The 12,955-nt window shown below is 46.1% G+C and carries 14 protein-coding genes and 1 riboswitch; of the genes, 3 read left to right on the top strand and 11 right to left on the bottom strand.

Going from position 1 to position 12,955, the window contains the following annotated elements:
* Positions 1 to 89 precede the first annotated feature (89 nt).
* From H70357_RS33360 to pnuC, 3 genes are all read right to left on the bottom strand, one after another.
* The gene (locus tag H70357_RS33360; RefSeq protein WP_038598069.1) at positions 90 to 1,481 is read right to left on the bottom strand and encodes an amino acid permease; all 1,392 of its coding nucleotides are present in this window, start codon (positions 1,479 to 1,481) and stop codon (positions 90 to 92) included.
* Between the two features lie 163 nt (positions 1,482 to 1,644).
* Positions 1,645 to 1,725, bottom strand: a riboswitch (glycine riboswitch).
* Positions 1,726 to 1,842: 117 nt separating this feature from the next.
* Positions 1,843 to 2,853: an AAA family ATPase gene (locus H70357_RS33365; RefSeq protein WP_038598071.1), complete on the bottom strand. Its 1,011-nt coding sequence runs from the start codon at positions 2,851 to 2,853 to the stop codon at positions 1,843 to 1,845.
* The gene (gene pnuC, locus H70357_RS33370; RefSeq protein ID WP_231578356.1) at positions 2,850 to 3,527 is read right to left on the bottom strand and encodes a nicotinamide riboside transporter PnuC; all 678 of its coding nucleotides are present in this window, start codon (positions 3,525 to 3,527) and stop codon (positions 2,850 to 2,852) included. The genes H70357_RS33365 and pnuC overlap by 4 nt, the downstream gene beginning before the upstream one ends.
* 268 nt (positions 3,528 to 3,795) lie before the next feature.
* Between pnuC and H70357_RS36420 the strand changes: the two genes are divergently transcribed.
* Positions 3,796 to 4,824 (top strand): helix-turn-helix domain-containing protein, encoded by a 1,029-nt coding sequence (locus H70357_RS36420; protein WP_052092396.1) that lies wholly within the window; start codon positions 3,796 to 3,798, stop codon positions 4,822 to 4,824.
* 134 nt (positions 4,825 to 4,958) lie between these two features.
* On the opposite strand, the gene H70357_RS33380 is transcribed toward H70357_RS36420, so the two are convergent.
* From H70357_RS33380 to H70357_RS33415, 8 genes are all read right to left on the bottom strand, one after another.
* Positions 4,959 to 5,855 carry a sensor histidine kinase gene (locus H70357_RS33380; RefSeq protein WP_052092397.1) on the bottom strand — a complete coding sequence of 299 codons (897 nt, stop codon included), beginning with the start codon at positions 5,853 to 5,855 and terminating at the stop codon, positions 4,959 to 4,961.
* Positions 5,856 to 5,877: 22 nt separating this feature from the next.
* Positions 5,878 to 6,639, bottom strand: a complete 762-nt coding sequence (locus H70357_RS33385; protein ID WP_038598072.1) for an ABC transporter permease — start codon at positions 6,637 to 6,639, stop codon at positions 5,878 to 5,880.
* Positions 6,632 to 7,555 (bottom strand): ABC transporter ATP-binding protein, encoded by a 924-nt coding sequence (locus tag H70357_RS33390; protein ID WP_038598074.1) that lies wholly within the window; start codon positions 7,553 to 7,555, stop codon positions 6,632 to 6,634. The genes H70357_RS33385 and H70357_RS33390 overlap by 8 nt, the downstream gene beginning before the upstream one ends.
* An 83-nt stretch (positions 7,556 to 7,638) precedes the next feature.
* A complete protein-coding gene (locus tag H70357_RS33395; protein WP_038598076.1) occupies positions 7,639 to 8,331 on the bottom strand; it encodes a response regulator transcription factor in 693 nt (230 codons plus the stop codon).
* Positions 8,332 to 8,580: 249 nt separating this feature from the next.
* Complete coding sequence (locus H70357_RS33400) at positions 8,581 to 9,090, bottom strand: SMI1/KNR4 family protein (protein WP_231578357.1); 510 nt, start codon at positions 9,088 to 9,090, stop codon at positions 8,581 to 8,583.
* Positions 9,091 to 9,280: 190 nt separating this feature from the next.
* A complete protein-coding gene (locus tag H70357_RS33405; RefSeq protein WP_038598078.1) occupies positions 9,281 to 10,258 on the bottom strand; it encodes a phosphotransferase enzyme family protein in 978 nt (325 codons plus the stop codon).
* Between the two features lie 51 nt (positions 10,259 to 10,309).
* Positions 10,310 to 10,987: a hypothetical protein gene (locus H70357_RS33410; RefSeq protein ID WP_038598080.1), complete on the bottom strand. Its 678-nt coding sequence runs from the start codon at positions 10,985 to 10,987 to the stop codon at positions 10,310 to 10,312.
* A gap of 61 nt (positions 10,988 to 11,048) precedes the next feature.
* On the bottom strand, positions 11,049 to 11,381 hold the full coding sequence (locus H70357_RS33415) for a helix-turn-helix domain-containing protein (RefSeq protein WP_038598082.1): 333 nt from the start codon (positions 11,379 to 11,381) through the stop codon (positions 11,049 to 11,051).
* Between the two features lie 136 nt (positions 11,382 to 11,517).
* Between H70357_RS33415 and H70357_RS33420 the strand changes: the two genes are divergently transcribed.
* Together H70357_RS33420 and H70357_RS33425 are read left to right on the top strand one after the other, a co-directional pair.
* Positions 11,518 to 12,225: a lantibiotic protection ABC transporter ATP-binding protein gene (locus tag H70357_RS33420; RefSeq protein ID WP_038598084.1), complete on the top strand. Its 708-nt coding sequence runs from the start codon at positions 11,518 to 11,520 to the stop codon at positions 12,223 to 12,225.
* A 1-nt stretch (position 12,226) separates the two neighbouring features.
* A complete protein-coding gene (locus H70357_RS33425; RefSeq protein WP_038598086.1) occupies positions 12,227 to 12,955 on the top strand; it encodes a lantibiotic immunity ABC transporter MutE/EpiE family permease subunit in 729 nt (242 codons plus the stop codon).

Genomic DNA, 12,955 nt, shown 5'->3' on the forward strand with positions numbered 1-12,955 from the left:
AGGTGATATTGAAGAATTTCAATTTTTTTTGCCTAAAAAATAACTAAGGCCTGAGGCAATCCCCTTTGTCTATTAAAAGAATGATCGGGTCAGGCATCCATGGGATGTGATTCTGTACTGATTATTTTGCTGCTTCTTTCCCGCTTTCTCCGATTCGTCGAATACAAAACAAATAATAAAATAAACCATAACGGCGTCAATAATAAGGCCGGACGTGTTTCTTCAGCAAACAGCATAATAATGAGTATGATTGCAAACAACGCTAAGACTACATAATTAATAAATGGGGTGAACGGGGCTTTGAATTTTGACTTCGCCTGCAATTCCGGCTTTGTTTTCTTATACCGCAAATGGCAGATCAGAACGATACCCCAAACCCAGATGAAACAAATGGCACTGATGGTTGTCACGATTCCAAAAGCAGTCTCCGGAATCAGCTTACTCAAAAGAGCTCCCACGGACAACACAAGTGTGGAGATGAATAGAGCATTGCTTGGGACATGATTTCTATTCAGCTTTGCAAAATTGGCTGGAGCCTGGTCATTCCTGCTCAAATTATATAGAATCCGGCTTGTTGAGAACATTCCGCTGTTACAGGCAGACGCGGCTGAAGTTAATACGACAAAGTTAATAATTCCAGCAGCAATCGGTATCCCCACCAAACTAAACGTTTTAACAAAAGGACTTTCTGCCGGATTTAGTTCCGTCCATGCGTTGATGCATAACAAGGCGATAATGGCACCCACGTAGAAAAATAGAATTCTTAAAGGGATTTTATTAATAGCCGACGGGATGGTTTTTTCTGGATTGGATGTTTCGGCTGCCGATACCCCCACCAATTCTACACCGACAAAGGCAAACACAACCATTTGGAAGGAAAGTAGGAACCCTGAAACCCCGTTCGGGAATATCCCCCCATGTGACCAAATATTACTGACAGTAACCGTTCCGTTAGCTGTTTTGAATCCAATCACCAGCAGGATTGCCCCGATAACAATCAACGCCAGAATAGTCACTACCTTGATTAATGCAAACCAAAACTCCAATTCGCCAAAACTTTTTACAGTTAATAAATTGAGTCCTAATAAAATGATTAAACAAATGACGGCAGGGATCCATTGCGGGATATCAAACCAATATTGTACATATACGCCAACAGCTATAATATCCGCCATAGCCGTCATGATCCAACAAAACCAATAGGTCCATCCGGTTACAAATGCTGCCCGCGGTCCAAGATAATCTTCAGCGATGTCTGTAAAAGATTGATAACCGGCTTTTGACAACAGGAGTTCTCCCAAGGCCCTCATAACAAAAAACACGGCAATACCCACGATTAAATAAGCAAAGATGATGGATGGTCCTGCGAGTTGTATAGCTTTACCTGATCCTAAAAACAATCCGGTCCCGATGGTCCCCCCAATTGCAATGAGCTGAACATGCCGGTTCTCTAAATCTCTCTTTAGTTCTTGTGGTGCCATGTGAAACTCCCCCTCTACATCTAATAATTCTTTGTGAAATGATGAACAAGTAAAAATGACAATAAAAAAAGAGACTGGATGCGCTCCAATCTCACGGTCATAAGAATATTAAATAAAATACATTCATTATTCTGACGCTTATCAGAATAACAAATGAATTATCCAGTACTCTTCTGTCCTTTTGCCTGAGATTGTGAACCCTTCGGCGCCGGGGAATCCCCACGGTCTCTCCAGAAGCTGCTCCTGCTATAGTGTGATCCATAGCATTCATAGCTTAGAAATTATTTGATTATAGGATCATAACTTCTTTTAAATATTTTTCAATACTAATCATAGTCAAAAGTTTTGTCAATAACATTAGTTACCACCGTGCTTCGCCAAAATAATTATGATAGGGCTTGAACGTTGCCAGCACTTCGTCTACCTTGCCCATTCGTTCCTCCAGGCTTCCCCGAAGTGTGATATAGGGAATCCGCCGCTCCTTCAAATCTGCAATAATTTGCTTATGGAAAATATGCCGCTTCTGATTCCCGCTGCGGTCCCATGTATCCTCGTAAGGAATATCGTCGTCGCACAGGAAAAAAAGGTCGTACCGCTGTGCATTTTCCAGGGCGATCCGGGTTAAGCGTTCAGGGGCCCGGCCGTGGTAATCCAGGGCAAACATATAAGTGGTGATCGCATTGGTATCGACAAAAAGATATTTATCCGCTTGCAGTAAAGCCCGCTCTTCCCGCTCCATATGGCCGACAGCAATTTCATCGAACGCCTCCAAGCCAATTCGGCGGTCCACCTGATGCTCCGTCCAATAATCGCGCCCGTATTCGCTCGCATAGGTTGTGCGATACCGCCGGGCCAACGCTTCGGTGATCGTGGATTTGCCGGTAGACATCGCTCCCACAAAAACCACTTTTGTTATTAAATCCCGATATACGCTATCGCTCACATATTCCCGGTACTTGTAAGGATCCGAACGGACCATAGTAGCTGAAACCGGTACCTGCCCGCGGGCTTCATCCACCCGCCGGTCTACTGCGCCCAAAGCGATGCTCATGTGCTCTCCGTAAAACTCGCTGGAGTAGAAATGCGTCACTTGCTCGCCTTTCAGTAACTCCAGAATATATTGCTCCTCCCTTATCTCATGCTCCCGGTCGTTCGAATACCCGTCGGGACCGTCCCAGGCTTCAATCAGCCGCACCGCCGGGTAGAGCTTGCGAATCCAGTTGGCCCGGATATGCAGCGGGATCGGGGTCACCGTCGTCTCATAGATCACTACAATTAGTTCGTCGACCTCTTGCAGCGCCGTCTCGAACATGAACTGATGCCCTTTATGCAGCGGGGCAAACTTCCCGAGCGTCAAGCCAAGTCTCTTCATGCTGATACCTCCCTAGCGCCCTTGTTCCAATTGTAGTAGCCGTATACAGCGTTAACCAGATACGCGCTCCACATGACGATCATCAGCAGGCCTTCACCGCTTCCCTCCAGCATTCGAATCACCCACAGCAGCACCGTGAACATATTGAGGACAATATAGACCAGCCATTGTTCCTTGAATCTTCGAACCATTAATAGAGTGGCGACAACGGATAACACCGTCGTAATGGCATCAATATAAGGCGAATTCTGCCCCGGTATGAACGATAGACCCAGGCCCAGCAGCAGGCTGCCTAATACGCAGACCGCCCCCACAAGGAGCAGACGCTTGAGCTCTAACTGACGCATGGACAGCTTGCCGTCAGTCCGGTTATTTTTCCACATGTAGAAGCCGACCACATTCATAGGAACAAAGAAAAGCAGATTTAGCATAACCTCTCCAAACAAACCGTTGACGTAAGCCAAGTACGCATAACCAATGGTATTGTACATCCCAAACACATAACTCATCAGATTTCCCTTCGCCGCGAGCACCACACACAGCACCCCGGTGATAAAGACCGTAAATCCGAATAAAGAATCCTTAGAAATCACCGTAAACCCAACAGCAATTGAGGTAAACAAAACCAGCCAGGTCAATTCAAACAGGTTCCAACCGCCCCATGATTTATTCACTTGCATCCCCTCTGCTTTCATCCGATTTGTGCACCATAAAGTTAGTTCACTCTTACTTTCAACTTGATAATAACATATTGTTAATATCATTGAAAGCAAAAATGTACACTTGATGAATCGAATCTTCAAAAGGGAGGCTTCGTGCCTTGTGGCTGCTAATGTAACTGATAAGTTAATTCGTTTAACCACGCGGTCATTGAGGAGATTTTAAACCACAAGTTATAATTCAAGGGACTAGTCGAACTGATAAAAATTGGAGGGTATTCAAATGAATATTGAGATCGGAAAAAAAATCAAAACCCTACGTTTACAAAAAGGAATGACTCAGGAAGAACTAGCAGCAAAACTGAATATGTCATCCCAAGCCATATCCAAGTGGGAAAACAACGTAACCATGCCAGATATTCAAATTCTCCCTGAGTTATCTGTGATTTTAGGGGTTACAATTGATGAGCTATTCGCATTAACTGATGACACACATCTAGAGCGTATTGAAAATATGATTAGTACCGAACATTTTATTTCCAAAGATGATTTTAATTATGCTGAACAATTTCTCAAAGAAAGGCTAACTAATGACGAAAAAAAGGCCCCATGTCTCACATTGCTGGCTCAGTTACACATTCATCGTTCAGAGGAGCACCGTGAATTAGCTTCCCATTTTGCCAAGGAGGCCCTGTTATTAGATCCACATAAAAAAAGTAATCATAATGCTTTGCGGGATGCGGAGAATGGAGTCATTTTTGACTGGAACTATTCAAATCACCATAAACTTATAGAGTATTATAAAAATTTCGTGCCAAATCATCCAGATTACTGGCAGGGTTATGTATGGCTTATGAACCACTTACTTGCAGATGGCAGATGTGCTGAAGCTAAAGAAACTCTAGAAGGATTGAACAAAATCCATCCAGGTTATTTATATCAATTATATGGAGGACTGATCTGCAAGGAAGAAGGCAACCTTTCTCAGGCATTAGTTCTTTGGGAGCAGATGACGGATCTGTATCCTGATGAATGGCGTACGTGGTCCTTTAGGGGAGACTGCATGGCGAAACTGTGCAAATACGACGAAGCCATCGAATATTACACCAAAGGATACGAACTACAACCCAATCCCAAATATATAGATGCATTGATAGCAATTTCACATATATATGAGATTCAAGGAGAATATGATAAAGCTATTGAGAAGCTTCAAGAAATCATCGAACAATTGGAAAGTAATTGGGAAATCACAGAGGGTAAGGCAGTTGATTTTTATGCAAGAGAAATAGAATATTTCAAGAAACTGTAAGTAAAGTGGCATAAACGACTAGCCCATCAATTACACCGCTTCCCCTGCTATATTATGGGGTGGATTTCAATTCTGTTCACGAAAAGCCAATCAATGGAGCTGGCTCCATTGATTGGCTAATTCGGTGCCCGTGATCACAGCTTCCAGCGGCAGGTCATCTTTAAGTTGCCCCCGTGCAGCTCCGCGGTCAGCGTTCCGTTCATCTTGTCCATTAGACTTTTGGCGATAGAAAGACCAAGTCCCGATCCTTGGCCGGATCGGGTGCGGTCGACCGTGTAGAAGCGGTCAAATAGCAGCCTCACATCAATATCGGATAATTCCTTCGCTTCGTTAATGATCGTAAACTCGGCAATCTCAGGCTGTTGCTGGAAGCAGATTTTCACATGACCGGTCGCATGCTTGATAGTATTGGTAAGCAAATTCTCAACGACCCTCCGCACGGCTGATTCGTCGGCATATACGGCTACCTCTCCCTCCGGCATCCGAATGTCCGGCGTAATGTCCCGCTCGTTGAACCGGTCGTAGAAACCGACCAGGATGTCTGACAGGAGGACAGTCATTCCGATCCGCTCAGTCTTAAGCTGATAATCGGAAGATTCAATTAGGGATAACTCGAAGAAGTCGTTCAATAGTGCTTGCAGCCGTCTCGTGCGATTTTTAACAATGCTGAGGTATTCGTGCTTCTCCTCAGGCGTGATAGGCTCTGCTTCCAGCAGTTGAATATAGCCAAATATGGAGGTGAGCGGAGTACGGATATCATGGGAGATGTTCGCAATCGCCTGCCGCAGCTCATTCTCGGTTCGTCTTCTGCGGGCCTCCGCGTCGACTACGAGATCGGACTGGCGATTAATTTGACCTGCAAGTCTTTCGAGCCTCTGGTCGAATAGAGTCACGTCTATTTTTTTGCCGGTTGTCCGTTCATTATAGTGGCGCAGCTGCTCCGTCATCCGCCCCAGCTCCCGCCTCATCAGCAGCAGATGGGCAAGCAGGAGAACCGCCACCGTAACCGATATGAGCGTTATGATAAACAAGACTCTCCCGCCCCTCTCATTATTATTTAATTTCTTTTCTGCGGAACACGAGAATACCGAGTAGCGCGGATACGACAATCGTCAGCACTGGCACGAGCAGGAGCGCTGGCAGATCGCCGCTGGCAATACTGGGCTTGCCGATATCGTTCATCAGCTTGAAGATAGAATAATCATACACTGTAGTAAAGAAAGGGATGTACTCACCCAAGCCCCCCAAAATCGTATCAATCATTAGGAAGAAAATCATCGAGAAGCCGATCGTTTTGCCGCTTTCGGTGAACACGGCAGTGAACAGCGCCCCGATCGCCGCATAGCCTGCAGTGTACAGTAGTGTCAGTCCTAGGGCCCGCGGTATGAAGGACGCGTCAAACCCCTCCGGCAAATGGCCGAAACCTGAAAGCAGGGAAACTTCGGTCGTGCTTACGATCGGGAATACCAGAGAGATAGCCATGGCTCCGACCGAGAATCCGATCAGCTTGGCGGTGAACAGCCGCCCTCTATCGTTGCCCGACGATGCGATCGTCTTCATGACACCCGTCGCATATTCATTGGCGATGAAGAATCCGGCCAGCGCTGCTACGCCGAATTTGATCAGATAGGCATTGCTTGCAATAAACTGAATCAGAAATTCGGCTCCTGTGAACTGCGGCTCTCCACTCGACTTATGGTCAAAGTAGTAGAGCAGTGGATAGGCCAATGAAAGAATGGCGGTTATTAGCAGCAGCACGCGGAACGACCTGTCCTTACGCAGCTTGAACAGCTCGGATCTAATCAGATTATACATGCCCGGCACCCCCGATCCGCTTCATGAAATAGCTCTCCAGGTCTTCGCCCATCGGCATAAACTGCTCAATTTCCAGACCTGCGGAGAATAGCGTCGAAGATACTTTACCTGGCTGTTCGATATTGCCAAACAGCTTAATCGCGCCATCGGGCATCACTTCGAAATCATTCGTGCGGAGTTCGTTTTGAATAACCGTTGCCGCCTTGTCAGGATCATCTGCTTTAATAAACACGTATTGCTGGCATTTATCATTCAATTCCTGAGCAGTGAGCTGCTCCAGCAACTTGCCGTTATGAATGATGCCGTAATGGCTTGCCAGCAAATGCAGTTCGCTCAGAATGTGGCTGGAGATCAGAATCGTTATCCCTCGTTCGTGGTTAAGCTGCTTGAGCAGCTCGCGCATTTCGATGACGCTCATCGGATCGAGCCCATTGGTCGGCTCGTCCAGAATTAGAAATTCCGGATCGCTTAGCATTGCGATTGCCAGACCCAGCCGCTGCTTCATGCCAAGCGAGAAATTCTTCACTTTCTTCCTGCCTGTTCCCTGCAATCTGACCAATTCCAGCATCCTTGGGACGCAGTCTTTGCCGGGGATGCCCCGGAGGAGCCGGTTCACCTCCAGATTCTCGGCGGCGGTCATGTGGGGAAACAACGAGGGGCTCTCGATAATCAGACCCATCCGCTTACGGGCCTGGGTCAACGCCCGCTCGTCGCTCGCGCCGAACAGCGCAATACTTCCGCCAGACGGAAAAGCTAGTCCGGTAACGATGCGCATCAGCGTCGATTTCCCGGCTCCGTTCTGCCCAATAAAGCCATATATGGAGCCTTTGCGGATAGATAAATTCACTTTATCCAGCGCTACGCTGCCTTTGAACTTCTTAGACAATTGATTCGTCTGCAATACATATTCACTCATTGTAGTCTTGGCCTCCCTTATGTGATAGACCAAGTATAGAAACGAAAACTTAAGAGGAGCTAAAGCCAATCCTTAAGAATGTCTTAAGGCTTTAGCCGATAGCCCATGCCCCATACCGTCTCGATAAATTCGCTGCCGGGCGCAGCCTTCGCAAGCTTGCTCCGCAAATTGCTCATATGGACGTTGACCGTATTGTCATCTCCGTAATATGGCTCATCCCATACGCTTTCGTATAGATTCGCTTTCGTGAATACCTTTTTCGGTGCCGATAGAAGCAATGTGAGAATCTCATACTCCCGGGCGGTCAACGCAACCTCTATCCCCTCTGCCGTCACCGTTTTGGAATCGTGGTCAAGCACAAGTCCCTTATGCTGCAGCACGCTCAAAACAGCCGGCGGAGCAATCTGCGCAAACCGGCGCAGATGGGAATCGATTCGCGCCGAGACTTCCTCGATATCGAAAGGTTTCGTAATGAAGTCGTCCGCACCCCCGCGTAGCGCTGACACTTTGGTCTGCTGCTCACCCTTGGCCGAAATGATAATGACTGGCACGCCTCCCCGCAAGCGGATCCATTTAAGCAGCTCCTCGCCCGTCATTCCCGGCAGCATCAAATCTAGCAATACCATGCTCCATTCCCGTTGCTCCAGATAGAGCAGCGCCTCCGTTCCGGAAAAGGCAGGCTGTGGCACATAACCGCTTTTTCGAATAATGCTGCACAGCAGCCGGCTGATGTCATTGTCGTCCTCGGCCACGAGAATATTTATTGAATTATCCATTTTTTCTCCTTGTTTTATCCTTAATCGCCTGTCATTTAGATGTTCTATAGCCTATATGATAGTCGATTTTTACCTCTATTTCCAGAATAGCCTTCCTGATGCGGCCCTTTCGGTGTTCGCTGGAATCCGGTGGTTTTTTATGCTATTCAAATGTTCCACGTGGAAATTCGACTCCGCTGTGATGAACATGAAAAAGAACAACCGAGCCCGGTTTTTTCGGCCATAATACAATCTACCCGCCTCATAAATCTATTGCTTCAAAAATTCATCCACACTGATTTGCTGTAATTCATAATCCGCGCCGATGCTTTTTAATTGATCCTCTATTTTAGCGGAACCCCGGGCAATGCCCTTATACACCAGTAGAGGTGCCGCCTCCAAATAAGTTTTCGCCAGCGCATAATCGCAGGAGAATACCTTTTTGATAAACACCAATGTTTTTATTTTGTCGGTGCCCGGGCCTGTAATGAACACTTTGTAGTAATCCAACTGCCCGTCTTCGCCCCTCTCCCCTTCCTCCTCAATCCCCCTAGGAAGCAAGACGCTGTAAAGAAACTCGGTAAGATTATCATAACCAACGGAGAAATCCCAAGAACCCTCTCCATGCCTTGCAGTATAAATCACGGTATCTCCTCTGGAGAGATCCAGGCAATACGGATCGCCTTCATCCGACGCAATAACGAGATAGTCGCGCGGCCAATCGGCAATGACCTCTTCCGTAACGGGATTATAATTGTAGCCCGATTGGCCTTCAACCAAGTCCTTGGCACCGTAAATAAATAGATTGATCGGTTAGCAGCTGCATCGGATACTTCGCGTAAAATTCGGGGTTTTGCTGCCTTGTCTTCTCTAAAGCTGATTGCATTTTCTCCAAAACGTTGTCTATTCCTTGATAAACGTTCTGCATTAAGATCACCACTTTAATTAAGAATGGATTGCTTCGAAGGAATCAAAAACTGTAGAAAACTGTTTCACCGTTTAGGAAGGGTTTGCAATAATTCTCAATCAAATCCGGCATTTGTTTACGTATCCACATATGCTTATCTTGGTTACTCATCAGAAAAGAGTAGTAGGCAAATATCACCAAAAACATGAAACCCTCTAACTGTTCAGTGTCTATTTTTCTGGAAATGATAGTAGTGTAGCCGGCTAGTAGAGCGTTTCGCAATTCTCCTTCAGTCAAAAGGGCACCCATAGCGATATCCATCGCATAATATCCAGAACCCGACAAGCCAAAGTCGATGAACGAAATCCCCTTTGGTGTGAGGATTAAGTTACTATAGTTGATGTCTGCATGGATGAATCCCCATGTCTCCATCGTTTTGCTCAATATTTTAATACGATCATTGATCAACGAAATTGTATTTTCAAGAATATAAAAATCCTTGGTAGCGATAATACCCATTTCTTCACCGGATCGCAATTTGGCCAGCATGGTATTTGTCCACTCTATTTCATATTCGGGCCTAATAAAACTTGAACCCTGTTGATAGCGCATTGAAAACTGATGCAAATGGGCAATACGCGTCCCAAAGGTACGAACTGTTCCCTCACTTTTCAAATCTTGCTTGGACATGATTTCCCCAAAAATCCATTTTAAAACGGAACAGTGCACTTCTTCGTGTTCAATGACAACAGTTGTTACCAGTTCACCGTTTAAATTCGGAACAGGGATTTGAACAGGTAATTCGGAATGAGAAGACCAAGCTAACAGATATTCCAACTCCGATTGAACAGCCTCACGCGTATTATGTACACCCTGCATGTTTTTTGTAATGGGTTTATGCATCCGCAACAAGTAAGTGTCTCCAGAATGCTTTTCTGTGACCTTGTATGTAATGTTCTCATTATGACGGATCAATTCCACGAAAGGGTCAATAAAAGAATACTTCAGTAAGACTTCCTTAAAACACTTCGTATAATCCATAGAATATCCTCCTAGTTTAGTGAACAACCCCACTGCTTAATTTGACGATACCTACTCTTCTTGGAAAATCTCTTTAATTCCCTCTAGTTCCCGGGGCTTAATTCCGTTTTCACTAAGTACAACCACGGAATCGGCCCTTTTCCAGACAAGAATTTCTCCGTTCGTATCCCAACTAATAATATCCTCAGGGAAATCTTCCACCTTTTTTAGCCCCAGCAGTTTGACTAATTCACCATACTTGTTCTCATCCACAATCTCATAGTAGTCCCTATATGCGTCTAACTCATATTTATAAACGGTCTGCCATTTCCCTTTGTTGACCTGATTCAGCATGGCTGAACTCTCTATATGGGTCTCAAAATTGTTGCATTTCAAGTCGTATCCCTCATAATATCTGCCTTGCTCATCAATTGAAAATATCTCTTGATACAACGTATCTGCACAATTAAAGTGGCGTATGACGATATCATCCTCCGGTTCCATTACGATTAATCCGTTCTCATGTTTAAAATCGCCCCGGCAAGGCCTCTTATGAAGAATTCCATATACGATAGGCTCCAAATAGGCATAGAGTGTAAATCCGCCGAATCTTGTTTGGAAATCTATTAACGGATCTGTAGGCATGATTCTTGCCGCTTGAAAAGCATTGATCATCTCTTTCTCATCCTTAACAGAGTCTTTCCATTCGGAGTGTGCAAGATAATCACAAGCTCTTATTGATAAAACCATATCGTCACCCTTTCCTTATTCGTAATTTAACAGCTGGTTAGGCCGCGGCCATACTTTTGTTTCATAATAATTCTTTTAGTACATTTTTAGCCAGCCGTATCTTCTCATCATTGGCATCACGAAGTAAAGCCACAATGTCTTGAATATCGCTCTCTGCTGATGTAACGATGAAATCTTCATCCAGATATGCAAACAACTGTATTAAATTCACTTCAAGGGATTCCGCAATCTTATTTAAATTCAGCAAAGATACGTTTTTCTCCCCACGTTCAATCTGCCCTATGTATGAAAAATGAAATCCGCCTTTCTCACCAAGGGCTTCCTGAGACAAGCCCCGCTCTTTCCGAAGAGCACGAATACGGGTTCCTACGAGCTTTAAAATCCCCTTATCCATTACGGTATTCACCTCTCCATGTCAACCCTGCCCTATGTATAGATTACCTCTTAATTCATCGGGTGTATCCCCCATTATCCTTACAGAATCCTTAGAATCTCCCCTTACACTGTGGAAGTGGAAAGGATGATATAATATGCGGGACATTATTTTAGAAACCCAGAATCTTTGCAAGAGCTTCAAACATCAAACAGCCGTCAACAAAGTAACGTTAGCAGTACCCCGTAACTCGATCTATGGGCTCTTGGGGCCGAATGGCGCAGGTAAATCGACAACGCTCAAAATGATCGCAGGCATGCTGCGCCCCGATTCCGGGAGTATTCGTATTCATGGGCATGAATGGACACGGAAGGATTTAAGCGAAATTGGCGTATTAATTGAGGCGCCACCGCTCTATGAGAATCTGACTGCCAGAGAGAATCTTAAGGTGCGTACGCTTGCCCTCGGACTGCCGCAGTCCCGAATCGAGGAGACCCTCGCCGTTGTGGATTTAACCGATACCGGAAAGAAACGTGCCGGACAGTTCTCCATGGGTATGAAGCAGCGGCTGGGAATCGCGATTGCACTCTTGAACCAGCCGAAGCTGCTGATTCTGGACGAACCGACCAACGGGCTGGACCCTATCGGGATTCAGGAGCTGCGGGAGCTGATCCGTTCTTTTCCCGGGCAAGGAATCACCGTCATTCTGTCGAGTCATATTCTCTCCGAGGTCGAACAGGTAGTGGATCAGATCGGAATTATCGCCGGGGGAGTTCTGGGATATCAGGGAGCCGTTCCCCACGGGCAAGAGCTCGAAGCCTTGTTCATGCAGGTCGCCGCAGCCAACCGAAGGGCTGGTGAATAACATGCTTTGTCATATTAGGGCTGAACGTTTAAAATGGCGGGGCACTTTTATCCCTAAGCTTGTCTGGCTAGCACCTGTGTTCACGATGCTCCTTTGCGCCATTTTAATGGGCGGACGCTTATTTCAAAGCGGGGCTTACAACTGGTGGTACACGATGCTCTTGCCCGGAGCGCTGACCCTAACCTGTTCACTGACTCTACATAAAGACGCTAAGATGAAATACCGTGGTCTACTGGCTCTGCCTGTTGATCTGAAGACACTCTGGGCCGGGAAAATAATTGCCTGTGCGGAATGGCTATTAGTCGCTATCCTCCTGTTCCTGGTTGGCATTACGTCGGGCGGAATGTTGTTCGGCCAATCCATTCCGCTGCTGAACAGTTTGGCTGGCAGCTTCCTGATCTTCGTCACATTTCTGTGGCAGATTCCACTGTGTCTGTTCCTGGCTGCACGACTCGGATTTTTCGCCGCTGTTCTGCTTAATATGTTCGGTAATGTCATGGGTGTCGTTGCCTTCGATACCGGAGGACTGTGGGATTTTGTGCCTTATACTATTACTTTCAGGCTCATGTGCCCGGTTCTGTCGATCCTGCCGAACGGTCTCCCCGTACCGGTGGACAGTCCGCTGAGAAGCACGGAAATGATTCTTCCGGGTGCCCTGATCTCCCTGGCCTGGTTCGGATTACTTTCCCTCCTTACTGCGCTATGGTTCCGTAAGCAGGAGGCGAAGTAA

It is taken from the genome of Paenibacillus sp. FSL H7-0357 (genome assembly GCF_000758525.1).
In the GTDB taxonomy this organism is placed as follows: Bacteria; Bacillota; Bacilli; order Paenibacillales; family Paenibacillaceae; genus Paenibacillus_AQ.

Coding starts and splice junctions, on each gene's coding strand:
- H70357_RS33360 (WP_038598069.1), bottom strand. CDS start 1,481: ATGGCACCACAAGAACTAAAGAGAGATTTAGAGAACCGGCATGTTCAG.
- H70357_RS33365 (WP_038598071.1), bottom strand. CDS start 2,853: ATGAAGAGACTTGGCTTGACGCTCGGGAAGTTTGCCCCGCTGCATAAA.
- H70357_RS36420 (WP_052092396.1), top strand. CDS start 3,796: ATGAATATTGAGATCGGAAAAAAAATCAAAACCCTACGTTTACAAAAA.
- H70357_RS33385 (WP_038598072.1), bottom strand. CDS start 6,639: ATGTATAATCTGATTAGATCCGAGCTGTTCAAGCTGCGTAAGGACAGG.
- H70357_RS33390 (WP_038598074.1), bottom strand. CDS start 7,555: ATGAGTGAATATGTATTGCAGACGAATCAATTGTCTAAGAAGTTCAAA.
- H70357_RS33395 (WP_038598076.1), bottom strand. CDS start 8,331: ATGGATAATTCAATAAATATTCTCGTGGCCGAGGACGACAATGACATC.
- H70357_RS33405 (WP_038598078.1), bottom strand. CDS start 10,258: ATGGATTATACGAAGTGTTTTAAGGAAGTCTTACTGAAGTATTCTTTT.
- H70357_RS33410 (WP_038598080.1), bottom strand. CDS start 10,987: ATGGTTTTATCAATAAGAGCTTGTGATTATCTTGCACACTCCGAATGG.
- H70357_RS33415 (WP_038598082.1), bottom strand. CDS start 11,381: ATGGATAAGGGGATTTTAAAGCTCGTAGGAACCCGTATTCGTGCTCTT.
- H70357_RS33420 (WP_038598084.1), top strand. CDS start 11,518: ATGCGGGACATTATTTTAGAAACCCAGAATCTTTGCAAGAGCTTCAAA.
- H70357_RS33425 (WP_038598086.1), top strand. CDS start 12,227: ATGCTTTGTCATATTAGGGCTGAACGTTTAAAATGGCGGGGCACTTTT.